Genomic DNA, 18552 nt, shown 5'->3' with positions numbered 1-18552 from the left:
ATATGAGCGCAATCGATATCACAGACACTCTGCTGCAACAGTACGCAAAGCTAAGTCCTGAGGACCTAAAGCGTACACCGGCAGAACCGCCACTTGATCTGCATCCGCAAGCTGCAGAGATGTTTGTCAAAATGGCAGAACACGCGGTGCACCACATTGGCATAGGCAGTGCCGACTACGAGGATTACACGGTGCCTGTCACGGGATTGGCGCTCACGAACTGCCTCGTTGCTTGCGAAAAGGCAACGATCACTCCTTCATTCGAGAACCCACTTCGGCCAGACCCGTGGGTGCGGGAGACTTTCATTCAGCAGTTGATGGCTGAGCTAAATCTTGAACAGGCTGCGCGACTTCGGCATGGTATCTGGACTTGCTGGTACGACCCACAATCTGACCGTGCTCACCATCGCCTTACGCGGCGCCGGCGCCAATCGGCGCTCCTATTGCTGGACAAACTTGCGCAACCGAATCTGCTTCAACGTTTACTGGGACGTTCGCTGCAGGACCTTTCTCTTGATGAACTCTGCCATGTGCTGATGGCTAGCCCTGAGGTGCTGTACTTCGTCACCCGAACAGACCCTGCTGGCTGGACGAAATTTGAATCTGCAATTGGGGTCAACACTGAGGAAATGGCGGCGCTGGCCGGCTTTCTTGTGTTTCTCTCTTTTGCCGCAGATACTGTCGGGCACTCCTACTGGTACGACGAGCCTTTTCTCGCAAAGCTCTGGGACATCTACGTCCAAGCCTACCCACAGTACAAACCCATTAGCAGCACCTTGCTAATTAAAGCCGTGAGCGGCTTCAGTATGGCGCCGTCGGAAGCTGCAAAGACCCTGATGAATCCACCGTTTTTTCGGTTGTACGACAAATTTCTTCGCAACCCATGTTTCCTCAAGGCACACAATCTCGTGGCTGGAATGCTAATTATTGCAATTCGCAGGCATGAGCGGGCGTGGAATGAAACTTTAGGTTCCTCGCTAGCGCGAGCGGCGGACACCCTTGGGTCTATGTTACCGCAAACTCCTCGACTTAAAGTGACTGTACGCCGCAACTATTCAGGTGGAGACGTGGATTTAGCCCTGTATGACACTCAAACGAGAGAACTGCTTCTCTGTGAGGTAAAGACGGTTTATGACAAGCACCGTACCGACAGCCTCCTGCACCGGTTTGAGGAGGCGAAGGTAAACGTTTCCCGCGCTGTTTCCCAGCTCCGTTCAACGGAGCGGACCATCGCCAGTGGACACCTCACAATGAAACAGCTCTTCGGGATTGATGCCCCACCACCAAGTCGCGTGCACATGGCCCTACTTACGTGGTTTGACCCAATCGATATCACAATGGAAACTCCTGACGAGGACATCCTTAGCCTGAACTTCGCCACATTCTTGTGGTTAGTGCAGGAATCTGTAGGAGATGTACAGATGCTCGCTGTCGCAATTAGTGAACTACGCAATATTTGGGCATTAGCGCTTCTTCGACCGCTGGATCTAGGTCAACCAGAGTTGACTGCTGATGTCGAGGTGCAGAGCAGTTTATTGGACAAACGAGCGAGTTTAGCTACTTTACCTCTTTCGCCAATGACTCGTCGAATAATACTACAAATGCAAACAGTTGATGACGTTATGTCTGATGGTGAAGCGTCACCGTGGATCTCGTACCTTGAAGATACGCGCAGTGTTCTAGCAGGCCGTTGAAAAAAACTGACTGTTATTGGCAACCGCCTTCCGTGGCGCTTGCTGAACTGCAATTGTCATGATTTTTGTTCTTTCACAACCGGTTGTGCTGCCGAATTTTCAGTCCCATGAAGGGCCTGAGAGGCTTTCAGGTGGCACCAAGGCCCAAGTTGGACATTCGTACCAGGTTGTAGGCGACTGCATGTAGGTCAAGCTGCATTGCGATCTTCTCTACTTCTCGATACATCGTCTTGCGCAGCCGGCCCACGGTCTTCATCCAGCCAAAGCCTTCTTCAATTCGCTTCCTGATCCTCTGGCTGATGGTGTAGCTAAGAAGGCTCGTGGTTCTGCCGTCGATCGCTGACCTTCTCTTGCTCTTGTTCTGCGCGACGTGCTAGATGAATATACTTTTATATTGAAGGACTTCGTGCTATAAGAAGCGGTTATATGATTAGACTGCTGTTGGATAGGGGGCTGCAGTGGGAGAGTGGTCGAAGAGGGTTGGGGAAAAAGGAGAAGATGTCGTTGGCAAATTCCTCAAAATAGTTGGATGGGGGGATTCTCTCTCTGGAACGGAAATCCCGTGTATAAGGACACAGAAGCATGGTGCAGTTACAAAAACACATGGAATTGACTACTTGTTCTCCTATAAATCACAACTTGTAGATCGTACTGTTAACCACGTATGTATGTCAGTGAAATATTCGGCATCTTCATATCCAACTAGCCCCAATGCGAAATTCAAAGGCTTTTTTGAGGATTTAGCCACCGCAATAGAGTGTTTCAAAAAATCAGAAATTAAGCAAACACAAAACAACCGGTTCAGCGGCATTGATGATGCACAAGATGTTGGAGTCATATTTTGGCTCACTAACACTAATGACAGGTCAGTCAATATCACTGAAAAAGTATCCAACATTAGGCAAGTTAGTGATTATAATTACGATGCAATCTATCTCGTTGACAATTTAAAAATAGAGTTTATTTATAAAACTATTTCATATTTGAAACTAATAAAGCCAGCGTCGAGTATTGAATTTTTTTATATCAATACTGGACGAAATATTAATAATACTGATAAGTTTACATCTGGCACAGTTATGCCGGTTGAATATATCAACTCTAGTGTAATACCATTTAAAATAAACAACTCAGATGGCACAAAAACGTTCGTGTTATCATTATTCGATTGCTTCCACCGTGACAGGTTGAAAAGACTTATAGGCCTTGCCCACAATATTACTTCTGACTTTACTTCGGATGTTCTTATTCTGTTTCCCGATTACAACGAGTTGGTACATTTAAACGACGTCATGTCTGCGCGGGCTGGGTTTAGTGATAAAAAGTTTACCGAAACCATCACTGTAGCTAATTACTGTAATGATTACAGGGAGGCTGGTATATGAATCAGCATCCGAAGGACATCGACCAATTTCTTCCTTATGGTGAAATGCTTCGCGGGTATATGGAGCAATCATTTGTTAACAAGTCCGACCTCAAAGACTTGTTACGAATGAAAGGTGTCTTCATTCCGGGCTCCGAAAAACAAGATACAATTCCACTTCTTATGTCCCTACTTCTTAGTCCTGACGAATTTGATTATCTAAGAGAATGTCAAAGCACTAAGGAAGACAACCCCAAATATGTCTTTCAGTCTCTAAAATGGGACTGCGAACAATCGCTGATTGAGGCCGTGCCAGACGATCTTGATTTTAAAAAAATAATAGATTTGCCATTCTCAAATTATAGTGTTGTTGGCAAACCTAATTTTGTTCAAATCGATAATGATCCCAATCATATTGTTATAAAGTATAATATAGAACGCAAAGATTATTCAAAGAACTGGGCTTCTAATAAATCTACCTTTCCCGGGAGCATTGAGTTAACAAGGAACACTGCTGATAACACGGTTAGAATTGCTATAGCTCATACCTCTTCAGAAACTAAACAAGTAGCTTTTGCTACCGCTAAGCATTTGGAAAAACATTTTAAGTCAAGTGGATATGTGAATGACAAGAGTAAGATAGAAAAGATCTTGTTCTCAGACTTTACCAACAGTAGCAGAATAGGATTTTTGTGGTCTTTAACTATAGATAATACTTCCGATTTCTTCTTATTCGATGATATTGTTGATCTTGAGTTTGGGCCAGATCCTGATCTTTCGCTTCCTGAAGATATAGGTTGGATGGAGAAAAAGATAGAGCGTTTAAAGTTGAATGGTAAGTCGCTGCACAACACCTTTTTTGTTGAGGACACTAAATACCATCATTTTATATGTTTGTACCGTCTAGATGCCAAGTTTAAATTTGACATAAAAGGGTTTAAGGGTGAGTGTATAATTTCTGTTTCTTTCCCAGATTACTCAAGATGCAAAGACCAGAATGCTGAAATCGAAGTTAACGTAAAGTCACTGGCTCTGGATTTAATGCCAAAAGGGATCAACTTGTATGAAATAAAAAAGTTAATGCTCAAAGAGTTAGAGAGTAAAAAGCATGAAGGCTATGCTAAATATACTACTGTTAAATGTGTCGCTTGACCTTCGTATCAACAGGTTTGGTTCCGATTCCATTCGCTGTAAAATACAATGTCAGTGCGTGAGAGGAGTGACAAGTGGAGATTGAAGACGTGCCAGAAGTTTCATGGGTCGATCCAGAAGAAGATGTTAATGGCATTGCAGAAGATATAAGCTTCACCGAGTATGACATCTCGGCATCGCCTAATGACTTCAATATAAAGACTCTTTTCGATTTCATTGGGTCAGGTGTCGTCAAGATTCCAGGTTTCCAGAGAAATTACGTCTGGGACATTAAAAGAGCATCTAAGCTAATAGAGTCGATTATAATCGGGATCCCCATACCACAGATATTTTTATATGAGGAGGCAAAGAACAAATTTATGGTTATAGATGGTCAACAACGATACATGACTATCTATTACTTTATGAAGAAGAGGTTTCCGCGGAATGAAAAAAGACTAGAGCTGAGGGTTATATTCGACCAGAACAAAGGAATACCCGAGACAATACTTAACAACAACGAATATTTTTCAGATTTCAACTTGAAGTTGCCTAGCGCTCAGCCTAACCAAGTAAACAAGTTTAATGGTCTTAACTATTTCACGCTTGATGACGCTGACAAAATATCATTTGAGTTGCGCACCATCCGAAATATTATAATCAAACAAAACGCACCTGACGATGAACATTCAGTAGTCTTTGAAATATTTAACAGGTTAAACTCTGGCGGCATCAATTTGAAGCCTCAAGAAATTCGTACTAGTTTATTCCATTCCGCATTTTATGACATGCTATATCGGTTGAACCTCTCACAGAACTGGCGTGCCTTAACGCCTTCGGCTACCCCGGATCTCAACATGAAGGATGTCGAGATTCTTCTCAGAGGGTTCGCAATGTTGGTAGATGGTAATACTTATAAACCATCTATGACTAAGTTCTTAAATAGATTTTCTCTGAAAGCAAAAATGTTCCCAGGAGAAAATATCATATATCTTGAAAGGCTGTTTGAGAGGTTCTTAGAAAATGTACCAACTGAGGATAAAATATTTCATAGTAAGTCTGGTCGTTTTAATATCTCAGTTTTTGAGTCTATTTTTGTTGCAAGCTGCGTAGGCGCTTTTTGTAATAGAGATTTAAATGTGTCCCCAATTGGCATAGAAAAAGTTTTAAGCCTTAAAGAAGATGAAGGATTTATCGAGGCGACGCAATTCGACACTGCTAGCGAGAAAAATGTGAAGTATAGAATAGAACGGGCTAAAGAGATGTTGGTGTAAACATGACCCCAGTCGAAATACTGAACGAAGAATATAAGTGTATTATTGCTTTCCTTGATGGAAGTGGCCAGCCGTCACTATCTAGTGATGTGAACAAGTACTTTAAAAAAGTGATCACCTTGTCTTCAGCGAGTTATTTTGAACATAGGATACAAGAAGTACTGGTTCGTTTTATCTCTCAAGAATCGAGTGGCAACACCAAGGTTGTCAGCTTCTTTAAGAAGAAGGCTATTACTATGCAGTACCACACCTATTTCGATTGGGGTGAGAAAGATAATCCTAATAAACCAGGAAAAAATGCCAACGTTTTTTTTGCATTATTTGGTGAAGAATTCAAAAGATTGGCTTCGGAAGAAATAAAGAAAGACCCCATACTAGAAGAATCCATGAAAGCTTTTCTAGAACTAGGGCACTTACGCAATATCCTTGTTCACAGCAACTTCGCTGCTTATAGCTTTGACAATAAAAATACCGAAGAAATCTTCCTGTTGTATCAGGCTGCTACGAAATTTGTTAAATTTATTGAGGATAAGTTGACACAGGTGGTTTGGTTTCCAAGTTAGTGGGGCAGAGGGGCCACCGCGTGTTGCGGGGTCGGACCAAGGCAACGTGTTGTAATGACACGATAAAGACAGACAAAGTCCATGTATTTTACCCTTAAAAGCATGTTTTCACCGGCAAAAAGGGGCCAATAAAGCATGGCGCGAGCTAACAGGCAGAGCGTGGCTGTTGGCGATCGGAAATTTATTGAGGAGGTCCGGGCGGGGTCGGACCAAGGCAACATGTTGTAATGACACGATAAAGACAAACAAAGTCCATATATTTTACCCTTAAAAGCATGTTTTCACCGGCAAAAAAGGGCCAATAAAGCATGGCGCGAGCTAACAGGCAGAGCGTGGCTGTTGGCGATCGGAAATTTATTGAGGAGGTCAAGACCCACCTCAGAGTTGAAGCCATTGGAAGAAGGATTCGGGAGCAAGTTGGGAACCTGCTCACTTTGCGCGAGCGGTCACCTGCGTAGCCCCCCAAAGCCCCAAAGCCCCTACGGGCGCTCCGCCGGTCACGCCGAGCCGTTGGGACCAAGTAAAGAACACACTTATGCCGCTTCAGTTCAGTTCCATTATCCTTTACTCTTGACGACGCCGACTGGTTTAGGCTATGGGGCGGGGCGGCGGGGCGGGGTCGGACCAAGGCAACGTGTTGTAATGACACGATAAAGACAAATAAAGTCCATGTATTTTACCCTTAAAAGCATGTTTTCACCGGCAAAAAAGGGCCAATAAAGCATGGCGCGAGCTAACAGGCAGAGCGTGGCTGTTGGCGATCGGAAATTTATTGAGGAGGTTAAGACCCACCTCAGAGTTGAAGCCATTGGAAGAAGGATTCGGGAGCAAGTTGGGAACCTGCTCACTTTGCGCGAGCGGTCACTTGCGTATAATGCTGATTTTGGCATCAAAAAGGACCCCAACCATCGGGCGGTAGACGGTCTCCGTTCCGCTGACGCTTCACTACGGATATTCCGGGGACACAATACCAATAATTCTGCAACACATGAGGCGCAGAAGAATTCAGTTCTCTTTTTCACAGATTGTTTTCCAGGCAATGCTAAAGCCGCTACCGACTAAGTAGCGGCTTTTGTCATGGTGAGCGAAGGGGGGCAGGACCCGGGGGCTAGAGGGGCTAGAGGGGCTAGAGGGTCAGGCCTGGACATGGACAAAGGCTGAATGGATGGTTGATGACCCAAAGCTTGCTCGAGAAGTCCGGTTCTAGTTGCTGCGGTGCAGAACATCGGAAAGCCGGATGCGGGAAAACTGCACGTCCGTTTTGATGAGGTTTGACCCCTCTGGTTGCCGGAACTGGCGGGGAAAGCTGGACCGCGCTCAATAGGTAGCAAATTTCCCCTGCAGATCCTGACTAAATCTTCAGGATCTCTTCAGTTGAAGAATGGGTTCCTCTTCCGAATAATAGACTCAAAGAACACGTCTCTGATGGTCGTGGATGGCATGGCTGATTGTTGACGTGTTAACACAATGGGAACGGGGATAACAGGCCCCAGAGGAGAAAACAGACCATGAGTAACATCGAGTTCGCTAAAATTTTTATCATGACCCTGAGTGCTGCATCCGCTACCGTCGTCGCCATCCAGTGCTACGCGTACACCCGCTGGTATAAAATTACGAAACCGAGTGCACAACACGTATATAGCGGCTTCAAAGACAACGCTGGGGGGACCATGTATGAAGGGGTGCATCGGAGTAGCCACGCCTAGCCCTTTTCACGACCGGTCGAATACAGCACTGCGTCCTCGTCCATAGGCATCCTAGAAGTACGTGATGAAAATTCCGCAAAATAGCGGGAACAAAATACCGATAATTCTGCAACACATGAGGCACAGAAGAAGTCAGTTCTCTTCTTCACAGATTGTTTTCCAGGCAATGCAAAAGCCGCTACCGACTAAGTAGCGGCTTTTGTCATGTTGAGCGAAAGGGGGCACCCATTAAAAGGCTGTCGGTCAAGGGCAAAAGCGTCCCTAAGCGAGTACAGGCTGCTTCAAGCCCTATGCTGTCGGCCGTGGCCATCTGTACATTACCGTTATTTTTTTCCTTTATAATGTCAGCCTTTGCTGCACCCAGTCACCCCTCCAGGACCAAGGCCATGTTGGAAGTTTTGGTAGCTGGCCCCTTCCGCTTTTCGCGGACCAGAAAACCTTCGGTTCCAGGCCGTGTCCAATCTTCGCGGTAGATAAGAGCTGGGCGGAAGCTGAAAGGAGCCGGGCGCTCCGATTCAGTTCCCTTATCCTTTACTCTTGACGACGCCGACTGGTTTAGGCTATCGTGCGCCACCAACAAAAACAGCTAAAGTCAGATAACGACAATACTAAACCATCCGCGAGGGTGGGACGGAAAGCCTACTGGGTCTCATAGAGACAGCCGGGTCGCCGAAATATCTCAAGATATTCTGGCCCCGGCTTTTTTTGTGCCCGTTTGAGAATGAGTGAATAAACAGTGAGGTGCCGAATGATGAAAACGAGCAAAATCCTGGTCGCAGTCTTGGTATTGGGTAGCATAGTCGCCGGTGTTTGTGGCTGCCGAAAAGAGGGGCCCGCGGAGCGTGCGGGTAAGGAGATCGACAAGTCCGTCGAAAAAGCCGGCAAGGAAATCGAAAGAGCCGGAGCTAAGCTTAACGACGCCATTAAGCAAATGAAAAAATGATGCTCCGTGCAACCCTCTCTTCTCTGAGATTCGTGCAATGGGAATACCGGCACTGTTCAAGGCACGATCAACAAAGACATCTCTTGCCGCTCGATCTTCTTACTTATGGGAAGCACTTCAGCCGTTCGGGGAGGGCGCCAAGACGAGGTGCATTGACAGCGTGTAGCCATCTGGCTACAATACCGCTATGACGGAGATACGCAAAACTGAGCGGTTTGCCAAATGGCTTGATGACTTGCGGGATATTCAGGCTAAGGCTCGTGTCCTCGTCAGAATTGAACGCCTCTATAGGAGCTTCAAATGCCAAAAACTGGTACCAGTCGTTACGATGTTGCCGAGCACCTTCGCACTCCAGAAGAAATGGCGGCTTATCTTGAGGCATGTCTCGAAGAGGCTAATGGCGATGCTGCCTTTATTGCCAAGGCACTTGGTGACATCGCACGCGCCAAGGGAATGTCGCAGGTAGCGCGAGATGCCGGTCTCTCAAGAGAAAGTCTTTATAAGGCCCTTTCAGGCGAACGGGTTCCTGGGTTTGATACCATCCTCAAAATCATCTCAGCGTTAGGTCTTAAACTGCACGCCGACGCTCGTTAATGCATGAGAGGACAATATGGTGCATCCGCGGAAAGCTGGAGCTTCTGACGCCTTGCGTTACCCTCGTATCAGAATAGTTGTCGCTGAGGCGCCAGGTGTCCGTCAGCCCCATTCTTACTGGGTGGGCAGCTACTTTGCAGATTCCCAGCCTGATTAATCAAAACCGATTCCGGTTTGCACTGTTCCGAAAACTTTTTTTGCTATTTCCATTTCGGTTTTGACTATTTCCAAACTGAAATATGCTATTCCTCCGGCAAAACTCGCTATTCCCAACTCAAACTTTGCTATTCCCTAATCGATTTAACTATTCCGGCGACAGAATAAGCTATTCCTGAATCGATTTAACTATTCCGGCGACAGAATAAGCTATTCCCGAATCGATTTAACTATTCCGGGGACAGAATAAGCTACTTCGATTTCGAAATATGCTATTTCCATTTGGGATTTGCTAATTGCATTTGGAACTAACAAATTTGTATCCGGACTGTATATTCGGGATGAACGGCGGGAAGGGAGGGCGACCGTGTCGGCCGGGATGCGGACCGGGGAGGGCGGCGCTTCAACACCGTTGGACGCTGGCTTTTGCACTTTGGCGAGAGGGATTTCCACCTTGTGAGGTACTTCGATATAGGGGAGGGGGGATTCGTGGGAAGATGACGGCGGCTGCACCGGGATGCAGCCGCCTTTTTCTTTTCAAATGATGATGAGTTCGACAGTCTCGGACCAGGGACCGACGCCGGCATCCTTGAGCAGTCTGGCTCTGAAGTAGGCCCTGCGGGCGGTTTCCAATCCTTCCACCGTGAAGTTGCAGTGGTGAGCGATTTTGAGCGGCTGCCACGACTCTTCCAATCCGGGGTTGCCGAAGCAGATCTGCATATCGACACTCCCCTTACCTTCCCAACTGCTGACATGAACCTTGATGGAGCCGGGCTTCTTGCCGTGGGTGACGGTGAACTTGTAGAAGCTCGTTGGCGCCTTGATGGCTGAGTTCCGAGGGGCTCTGTGTGCTCTATCCACCCCGATGGTGTCCAGCAGGCCGGGGTTGTCGGTATGCTCCGAATACATCACGACATATTGACACGAGAACTTTATCGACTGAATCATCTTCTCCCGCGCAGCCCGCCTTTCGGGCTCCTTCGATGGATCCAGCCTTGCCGCAGTCGATGTCTGCTTTACCTGTTGCGCGTCCTCCCTGATTCGGGTCGGACCCGGAATGCAAGAGGGAATGGTTTGATCCTTGAAAGCCTCGTGGTCCTCCATGAGATCGGCTATGTTCTCGCCCTGGAGGGCCAAGTCACCGTCACCGAGATCCTTAAGCCCTTGGATGTCGAATACCTCGCTCATCGTTGCCTCCCGTGCTTGGCGTTGAATTTATGGGGGCAATTATTAGCGCGTATTAAGTATTGTCAAGCAGTTTTTTCTTACCACCCGCGGCACCCTCTGCTTCTTCATGACTCTGAGTTCTTCCTGCTATTTTCTAAACCGATGATCAGCAGCAAAGTCATAGATAATATGAATTTGACCATATTGCACATCTCAAATATATTTCCTCCGCTGTTATCTGAATACACAGGAGAAAACATGAAGAGACTGTTGATTTATCCTGCTTTGTCGCTGGCACTCGTTTCGACGGCCATAGCCGCCAGCTACAATTATGTGGAGCCCGCTGATTTCAAGAAATGGCTGGAGAGCAGCAAGCCGGTGAAGATCGTCGACATTCAGGTCCCTGCCGAATTCCGCAAACATCACTTCAAGAACTCGCTGGAGACTAATGCCTTTCCGGCCAAATCTGCTGACGACAAGAAGAAGCTTGATGAGGTGGTCCCGCAGCTTCTCGCTGGGCGCGAAGATATCGTTATCGTCTGCCCTCGTGGCGGCGGTGGCGCAAAAAACACCTACGAGCATCTGAAGGGAAAAGGGGTAGCCGAAAAGCGCCTGTTTATCCTGGAAGACGGGATGCAAGGCTGGCCTTACAAACAGCTTACGCTTAGCGATACGAAGTAAATCTACACCTTCCGCATCACTTCTTTGAGGGCTTTGAGGGTGTACGGCTTCTGGATGAATCCTGCCAGCTCTTTGCCGGGAAATTTCTGGACTACGTCTTGTTCGCTGAACCCGCTGGACATGATCACTTTTACTTCCGGATCGATCCCCCGCAGTGCGCGGAAGCACTCTTCGCCATCCATTCCGGGCATGGTCAGGTCCAGGATGACGGCCTGTAGGTCCTGGTTGTTCTTGAAGGTTTCTATGGCCTCGGCGCCACTGCCGGCAACAACAGGCGTGAACCCCAGCTCTTTCAGCAGCTCGGCCGCGACGGTTCTCACTACCTCCTCGTCGTCCACGAGCAGAATCCTTCCCACGCCGCTCCAGCCATTCTCGATTTCCTCCGGGACCGAGACCTCCACCGGTGTGGGCTCAGAGGTCGGCAGCAGCACTTGAAAAGTGGTTCCCATGCCGGGCTCGCTGGATATCCTTATCCCGCCCTTGTGACCTCTTACTATGCCGTGCACTGCGGCTAGACCCAGCCCCCGGCCGGTGAACTTGGTGGTAAAGAAGGGATCGAAGACTTTGTCGAGCACTTCCTTCTCCATGCCGCAGCCGGTGTCTGTGACCTCCAAAAGCACGTAGCTTCCTTCGGCCAGGGTTTCGCCCAGCAGCACGTTCTGCAGGCTCTCCCCGTCCTGTACGCCGTCATCGGTGCTGATGATTATCTCGCCGCCGTTTTCGCCAAGCGCCTCTACGGCGTTCATAAACAGGTTCATCACTATCTGCCGCATCTGGTTGGCATCCCCTTCGACCATCGGGAGCGGCTTGTGCAGCTTCAGTGTCAGGACGGCGTTGGTCGGTAGCGACGGTTCCAGGATCGGGTGCAGCTTTTCGATCAGCCGGTTCAGGTCCAGCTTTTCTATGACGAATTTCCCTTTGCCGGAGTAGGCAAGCATCTGCTTGGCAAGATCGGCCGCCCTCATTGCAGCTTTCTCGATGTTGCGCAGATTTGCGGTGATGGGGGAGGCCTCCTCGATCTTCATCAGTGACAAGTCCACGTTCCCTATGATGGCCATCAGGATGTTGTTGAAGTCATGTGCCACGCCGCCGGCCAGCACTCCCAGGCTTTCCATTTTCTGGGCGTGCAGCATCTGCTGTTCCAGTCGGGAGCGTTCTTCAGCTGCTTTCTTCCTCTCAGTAATGTTCTGCCCCACGCCCTGAAACTCGGTTATGCCTCCGTGGTCGTCGAACACCGCCCGATTGGTCCATTCGTGCCAGATTACAGCTTCATTGGGACCAACCATGGCTTGTTCCAGTGTTTGGGTCGGGTTTTGAGGCGAAAGGGCGTGCAACCCCAGCCTGACCGGCTCCCGGTACTCCGGCAGGAGAAACTCGAAGAAGCTTTTTCCTAAAAGGTCTTCCTGGCGCTTTCCCAGGTCGTGGGCCAAGGCGGGGTTTACATATGTGAGCGTGCCATCGGGAAGGAAGGTGGCAATATAGGCGGGACTGTCTTCCGAGATCTTGCGATAACGCTCCTGGCTTTCCTTAAGTGCCTGGGCTGCGGCGATGGCGCCGGCATGTGCGGAACGGAGCATGAATGCGATGACCGACAGCAGGATGCTGACGGTAATGCCGACGATCAGGTAGTTTCTGGACTGGGTTTTCCTCTGCTCCTGGGCCGTGTGCGGCAGCGACTCGAAGGTCAACAACCAGTTCCGGCCGAACCCTTGAAAGGACCGGGTCGCCTGCAGTTCGCCCCGGTAGTTTTCCGGAAGGTTGAGGTTGGAGTCGGAGACGGAGTCGTAGAGGAGCCCCGCGGGGTTCGGCTCCTTGTCCGTGTAGATCCTGAAGCCTATGTCTTCCGGCATTCTGGGGAAGGTTGCCGAAAGGAAATTCTTGATCCTGATCGGGCTAAATGTATATCCCTGCACCGCGATCCGCCGCTGCGCTACGGTTTCCAAGGGGAGACCCCGCTTGTACACGGGGAGGTACATCAACACTCCGGTCTGCTTATCCCTCTTTGTTTCCTGCACCAGTGTCACCGGACCGGTTACCACAGCTTCTCCCAGGTCGCGGGCTTTCGACATCGCCTCGCGTCGGTGGGGGGCGGAGAACATGTCGTAGCCGAAGGCACGCTGGTTGCGCCAGTCGAAGGGTTCCAAGTAGATGATGGCGGTATATTCCTGCCGCTCCCCCTCCGGCCATAATCTGTAATCGGGGAACCCTTCTCGCCTTATCCGCTGGATATGGCGCTCCAAGTCCTTGGGACGGACCACCTCGGCGAAGCCCAAACCCTGGAAACCGGGAAAGTGCTTATCAAGCGACAGCGACAGGGCATAGCGCCGCCACTCGTCGCGCGTCACATCCTCACTGGCGTTGAAAAGTCCGGCCGCCCCCCTCAGGATCTGTTCGTCATCCGTCATTCTGGTGAAGAACTTACTCTTTATCTCATCGACGCGATCGTTGAATACTTCCTGGGATCTGATGTTCAGGCTGTGGTCGTACTGGCGCCAGAAGAAGAAAGTCAAAAGAAAAGAAAGGGCCATGACCAGGTATGGCAAAACATGTATGGTTTTTGCCCAAAGGCTTGTGGAGGGTGGGTTGTCGACTGGTGGCGGGGTGGTCGGCATGCGTTATCCTGTCATTATGGCTTGCTTGGGGAGCTTCTTTCGACGCTAAGTTTACTTGAACAGGTGGGGAATTCAATGATGCCGCTGCTATCTTGCCGACTTCAACCGGGACAATGAAAAGCCCCTGTTCCTGAAAGGAAGCAGGGGCTTTGGTATGCAAAGAGATCCTGAAAGATCTGCCTACGTCAGTGCGAGAAGTACCTGAGATCCACGCGAGGGGAGGAGGGGACGACCATTTCGGTGTGTGTGACGTACCCAAGCCCGTTACACATGGAACAGGTCACCACGCCGCTTCCGTAGCAATCGCAATCGTATTCCCAGATGTCGAGTACCGGGACAAAGTACTTATTTCCTTTGCCGTCGCATTTGGCACAGGCGACTACCTTCTTACCTTCACATTCCGGGCATTGTGTCATGATCTGCTCCTTGCAGCTTCGGGCTGGTGTTGCGTTTGCCGTAAGCTCAATGATTTCGGCGTTGAGGGACCCAGTATAAAATCAACTAAGAGGATGTCAACCTGGGAACTTTAAAAAAATCTAATTTGCCTGCGATGCCTTTCTTGACAGGGTGCCGGCGAAAGACCTATCCTAAAGTGGTAGCATGAGGCGAAAGCAGTGATAAATCAGGAGGTTTGTCATGATAAGGCCGATCCCGGAAGGATATCATAGCGTCACAGCGATGTTCATGTTCAAGGATTGCCGCAAGGCAATCGAATTCTACAAAAATGCGTTCGGAGCCCAGGAGAGGTATGCCATGCCAGGCCCGGACGGAAACGGGGTAATGCACGCGGAGGTGCAGGTAGGCGACTCCATCATCATGATGGGAGACGAATGCCCGCAGCAAAATTGCAAGAGCGCGGAAAGCATGGGAGGTTCGCCGGTCGGTTTCTACCTGTACGTCGAGAACGTGGATGCCGCTTTCAGACGGGCAGTAGAAGCGGGAGCCACGGTTGAAATGGAGGTACAGGAGATGTTCTGGGGCGACCGTGCCGGCTCGCTGCGGGATCCGTTCGGTTACAACTGGATGTTGGCGACCCACACCCGCGATCTGAGCCCTGAGGAGATCCGCGAAGGTGCCAACGAGGCGTTCTCGCAGATGAATAAGTGATGATGCAGGCGCCCATGGCCATGCCCTTCGCATGCCGGCCATGGGCGTTTTTGCATTGTGGCGCTATACTGCAACAGGCTCCGCCTTGGGCAGGACCGACATCACCGACTTGGGCAGACACGGAGGCATCATGCGGAATATAAAAGATATGGTTATTCTCGTCACTGGCGCCACCGACGGTCTGGGGGAAAAGGTTGCCGCCGATCTGGCAGGGACGGGGGCAACTTTGTTGCTGCACGGCAGGGACCGGGACAAAGGACGGATGGTGCAGGCGAAGATCCACAAGGCGACCGGCAACGACCGTCTCTATTATTACAATGCAGACCTCTCGTCGCTGGACGGGGTCGATTCCCTCGCCGCTTTGGTAACCAAGAGGTGTTCCCGGTTGGATGTGCTGATAAATAACGCCGGCGTCGGCGCCGGGCCCGACCCGACGCGCCGTCAGGCAAGCCCCGACGGGTTCGAACTGCGGTTCGCCGTCAACTACCTTGCGCCCTTCCTGCTCACCCGCAGGCTCCTGCCGCTGCTACGGCGCACGGCGAAGGAGGCGGGAGAGGCGCGTATCGTCAACGTCGCTTCGGTGGCGCAGCGGGACATCGATTTCGAGGACGTGATGCTGGAAAAGGAGTATGACGGCATGCGCGCCTACGCCCAGAGCAAACAGGCCTTGATCATGTTCACCCTGGATCTGGCTGAAGAACTGGCTGGGACGGGGGTAACGGCGAACGTGCTCCACCCGGCCTCGCTCATGGACACCAACATGGTGCGGGAGTGGTTCGGAGCGGCGCGTACTACGGTGGAGGAGGGGGCGGCTCACGTGGAGCGCCTGGTGCTCTCCGAGGATTTGAAGGGGGTAAGCGGTATCTATTTCGATCAGAGCCGGGAATCGCGCGTCGCGGAGCAGGCCAATGACGTGGAAGCCCGCAGGCGCCTGCGCGAATTGAGCTTCAAATGGACCGGAGCCGGCAGCCAAAACTCTTCGCGGTTTTCTTCCTGGTCCAGCACCAGTTCCCAGACATCCTCATCCAGGTCGTGCCAAGGCGTATGAACCAGTAACCGTCGTCGCCGCCGATCATGTTGTACCTCCGCTAACCTCCCCCTTTAGTCCAGCCTTTTCCGGTCACACGGAACCTATTCGGAACGAGAAAACATAAAACCCTGAAAAGCTTTTACAGGGATGAAGGGGATAAAGGGGATAACTGCAAAGGCAAAAACTTTGGTTAAAACCAGAAGCTATTTGTCTGGTTTTATCCCTTTCATCTGTTTTTATCCCTGTTAAGCGCCTTTGAAGTTCATCTCTTGATATCCTCCAGAGCCAGGCTCGCGGCGTGGTAGCCGCACATGCCGTGGACGCCTCCGCCCGGCGGGGTGCCCGAAGAGCAGAGGTAGAGTCCTTTTAGCGGCGTCCGGTACGGTGAAAAAAGCGTCGGCCGCGCCATGAACTGGCGCAGGTCCTGTATCCCTCCGTTTATGTCTCCACCGATCAGGTTTCGGTTGTAGCGCTCAAGCTCCGCGCAGTTGCGGGTATGGCGGGCCAGCACCAGGCTGCGAAAACCGGGTGCGAAGCGCTCCACCTGCGCCTCGATCCGTTCTGTCATGTCGACGGTGGAGCCGTGGGGGACATGGCAGTACGCCCATCCCACATGCTTTCCGAGCGGCGCCCGGCTTTGGTCCACCAGCGTCGGCTGCGCGAGCAAAACGAAGGGGTGGTGCGGATGTTTTCCTTGCGACACCTCACGCTCGGAGCGGGCAAGCTCGTCCGCGGTCCCGGCGAGATGCACCGTCGTCGCGCGGCGGCACCCTTCCGACGCCCACGGTATCGGAGCGTCCAGCGCCCAGTCGATCTTGAAGACGCCGGGGCCGTAGCGATACGCCTCGATCTTCTGCCGGTACCGTTCCGGCAGGGGGGCGTCGATCTTCAACAACTGGCGCGGCGTCAGGTCGAGCATGGTGAGGCGGGCTTTGGGGAGTTCCGTCAGCGAGTTGATTCCGGTATCGGTGACGATCTCCCCTCCCAAGGAGCGGAGATAGGAGGCAAGTGCTGCGGCTATCATGCGGGAGCCTCCCTTTGCCACCGGCCAACCGGCCACGTGTCCGAGGGCGCCGAGAACGAGGCCGAACGCAGAGGATAGAGGCTCGGTGAGCGGCAGGAAGGAATGCGCGGCCAGCCCGGCGAAAAGGGCGCGCGCGGCTGGCTCTTTGAAGCAGGAGTTGCCCATCCGCTGCGCGGAGGTGATCCCTCGCAGGCCGAAGAGCAGCATCGCCAGCGGGTGCTGCGGGTAATGCAGCGGCGCGAGCAGATCGGGGGCCAAATCGTCCCACTGCCGCACCAGAGGAGACATGAGCCGCAGGTAAGCTTTTCCGTCGCTCCCCAGGAGTTCAGCGGTCTTGTCTATGGAGCGGTATAAAAGGGCGGAGGTGCCGTCGGGCAAGGGATGTGCGAGCTGGATCTCAGGGTAGATCCATTCCAGCCCGTGTTCATGAAGGGGGAGCGAAAGAAAGAACGGCGAGGCTACGCCCAGGGGATGGACGGCGGAGCAGACGTCATGCCAGAACCCGGGGAGGGTGAGTTCCTCCGTCCTGGTTCCGCCGCCGATGGTGCGGTATTCCTCGAAGACGGTCACGGAAAGCCCCGCTCGCGCCAGGGTGATGGCGGCGGCGAGGCCGTTGGGTCCGGAACCCACCACGACGGCATCGGGCGTGCTGTTCGGCGGCATAATCTCCTCCTAAAACCAAAAAGCTTTCACCACAGAGGACACAGAGGGCACAGAGGAAAAACAGAAGCAGGAAAATCACAAAGCTCAAAAAAACCTTTCACCACAGAGGACACAGAGGACACAGAGGAAAACCTGAAACGAGGAAATCCTTAAACCTTTTTTTGGGGGGGCTTTTCGCCGTTGCCTCTGTGTTTCCTCTGTGAACCTCTGTGGTGAGTACCTTTGCTTTTCCCTGAAAAAACCTCTGTGCCCTCCGTGGACCTCCGCGACCTCTGTGTTCCGCCTTTCGGTTCCGCCTTTCGGTTTGAAATCAAAGCCGCGCCAGCTCCTCCAGCAAGCGGGGGATGCCCGGTTGCCCTGCTTGGACCTGGCGGATCTCTCCCTTCTTGTCGATCAGAAAGGTAACCCTCCCCGGCGCGTACAGCTTCTGCACCGCTCCCCCCTGATCCGAAATGAGCGGGAAAGAGAGCCCATGCTCCTTGGCGAACTGCGCGTGCGTGTCGAGGTCGTCGCTGCTTACGCCCAGGACCTGGGCGCCCAACTCTTCAAAACGGTGGATCCCGTCCTGAAAAGCCTGTACTTCGGTGGTTCAGCCGGGGGTGAAGTCGGCGAAGTAGAAGGCGAGCACCACGTGTTTCTTACCCAAGTAGTCGGTGAGCCTGATCTCCCCCGCGGTGGAAGGCGCCTCGAAAGGGGGTGCCGGGTCACCGACTGCCGGGGCTTTGGCGCCTATGCTTCCCAGGGCCACCATGGCGGACGTGGCGAGAGTTCCCAAAATCGATTTTCTCATGATGACCTCGTTGACGCTTGTCAAGGGGGACAGGCACCTTGCGGAGCCAGTCCC

General features: G+C 51.4%; 15 protein-coding genes, 1 pseudogene and 1 riboswitch. Of the genes and pseudogenes, 10 read left to right on the top strand and 6 right to left on the bottom strand.

Annotated elements, in window-relative coordinates:
* Positions 1-2 precede the first annotated feature (2 nt).
* Positions 3-1694 carry a hypothetical protein gene (locus tag GBEM_RS14830; RefSeq protein WP_041262800.1) on the top strand — a complete coding sequence of 564 codons (1692 nt, stop codon included), beginning with the start codon at positions 3-5 and terminating at the stop codon, positions 1692-1694.
* Positions 1695-1821: 127 nt separating this feature from the next.
* On the opposite strand, the pseudogene GBEM_RS20815 reads toward GBEM_RS14830, so the two are convergent.
* A pseudogene (locus GBEM_RS20815) lies at positions 1822-2067 on the bottom strand (transposase); the annotation flags it as partial.
* Between the two features lie 85 nt (positions 2068-2152).
* Between GBEM_RS20815 and gapS4a the strand changes: the two are divergent.
* The 6 genes from gapS4a to GBEM_RS14795 all read left to right on the top strand — a co-directional run bounded on the left by gapS4a (position 2153) and on the right by GBEM_RS14795 (position 9268).
* Positions 2153-3079: a GapS4a family protein gene (gapS4a, locus tag GBEM_RS21305; RefSeq protein ID WP_012531400.1), complete on the top strand. Its 927-nt coding sequence runs from the start codon at positions 2153-2155 to the stop codon at positions 3077-3079.
* On the top strand, positions 3076-4209 hold the full coding sequence (gapS4b, locus tag GBEM_RS14825) for a GapS4b family protein (protein ID WP_012531399.1): 1134 nt from the start codon (positions 3076-3078) through the stop codon (positions 4207-4209). Before gapS4a ends, gapS4b begins: the two co-directional genes overlap by 4 nt.
* Positions 4210-4283: 74 nt before the next feature.
* Positions 4284-5462, top strand: coding sequence for a DUF262 domain-containing protein (locus GBEM_RS14820; protein ID WP_012531398.1), 1179 nt, complete (start codon positions 4284-4286; stop codon positions 5460-5462).
* Between the two features lie 2 nt (positions 5463-5464).
* Positions 5465-6025 carry a HEPN domain-containing protein gene (locus GBEM_RS14815; protein WP_012531397.1) on the top strand — a complete coding sequence of 187 codons (561 nt, stop codon included), beginning with the start codon at positions 5465-5467 and terminating at the stop codon, positions 6023-6025.
* A gap of 2303 nt (positions 6026-8328) precedes the next feature.
* Positions 8329-8405: riboswitch (cyclic di-GMP riboswitch) on the top strand.
* A gap of 74 nt (positions 8406-8479) precedes the next feature.
* Positions 8480-8674: a hypothetical protein gene (locus GBEM_RS14800; protein ID WP_012531392.1), complete on the top strand. Its 195-nt coding sequence runs from the start codon at positions 8480-8482 to the stop codon at positions 8672-8674.
* Positions 8675-8974: 300 nt separating this feature from the next.
* Positions 8975-9268, top strand: a complete 294-nt coding sequence (locus GBEM_RS14795) for an addiction module antidote protein (protein WP_012531391.1) — start codon at positions 8975-8977, stop codon at positions 9266-9268.
* 693 nt (positions 9269-9961) lie between these two features.
* Here GBEM_RS14795 and GBEM_RS14790 read toward each other — a convergent pair.
* Entirely contained in the window at positions 9962-10612 is a 651-nt protein-coding gene (locus GBEM_RS14790) for a hypothetical protein (RefSeq protein WP_012531390.1), read from the bottom strand.
* 237 nt (positions 10613-10849) lie between these two features.
* On the opposite strand from GBEM_RS14790, the gene GBEM_RS14785 reads away from it, so the two are divergent.
* A complete protein-coding gene (locus tag GBEM_RS14785) occupies positions 10850-11272 on the top strand; it encodes a rhodanese-like domain-containing protein (protein ID WP_012531389.1) in 423 nt (140 codons plus the stop codon).
* Between the two features lie 2 nt (positions 11273-11274).
* Here the strand turns inward: GBEM_RS14785 and GBEM_RS14780 are convergent, their stop codons facing one another.
* Positions 11275-13884 carry a CHASE domain-containing protein gene (locus GBEM_RS14780; RefSeq protein ID WP_012531388.1) on the bottom strand — a complete coding sequence of 870 codons (2610 nt, stop codon included), beginning with the start codon at positions 13882-13884 and terminating at the stop codon, positions 11275-11277.
* A gap of 185 nt (positions 13885-14069) precedes the next feature.
* Positions 14070-14300 (bottom strand): hypothetical protein, encoded by a 231-nt coding sequence (locus GBEM_RS14775; protein ID WP_012531387.1) that lies wholly within the window; start codon positions 14298-14300, stop codon positions 14070-14072.
* A 220-nt stretch (positions 14301-14520) separates the two neighbouring features.
* On the opposite strand from GBEM_RS14775, the gene GBEM_RS14770 reads away from it, so the two are divergent.
* Both GBEM_RS14770 and GBEM_RS14765 read left to right on the top strand, forming a co-directional pair.
* Complete coding sequence (locus tag GBEM_RS14770; protein WP_012531386.1) at positions 14521-14991, top strand: VOC family protein; 471 nt, start codon at positions 14521-14523, stop codon at positions 14989-14991.
* A gap of 130 nt (positions 14992-15121) precedes the next feature.
* Positions 15122-16039, top strand: coding sequence for an SDR family NAD(P)-dependent oxidoreductase (locus tag GBEM_RS14765; protein WP_012531385.1), 918 nt, complete (start codon positions 15122-15124; stop codon positions 16037-16039).
* Positions 16040-16283: 244 nt separating this feature from the next.
* Here GBEM_RS14765 and GBEM_RS14760 read toward each other — a convergent pair whose 3' ends face one another.
* Positions 16284-17708, bottom strand: coding sequence for a phytoene desaturase family protein (locus GBEM_RS14760; protein WP_012531384.1), 1425 nt, complete (start codon positions 17706-17708; stop codon positions 16284-16286).
* 310 nt (positions 17709-18018) lie between these two features.
* Positions 18019-18498 (bottom strand): peroxiredoxin, encoded by a 480-nt coding sequence (locus GBEM_RS14755; RefSeq protein ID WP_012531383.1) that lies wholly within the window; start codon positions 18496-18498, stop codon positions 18019-18021.
* Between the last annotated feature and the right edge of the window lie 54 nt (positions 18499-18552).

Source organism: Citrifermentans bemidjiense Bem, assembly GCF_000020725.1.
Taxonomy (GTDB): Bacteria; Desulfobacterota; Desulfuromonadia; order Geobacterales; family Geobacteraceae; genus Geomonas; species Geomonas bemidjiensis.
The sequence above is the reverse complement of the archived record's forward strand: the minus strand, read 5'-3'. Positions and strand labels throughout refer to the sequence as shown.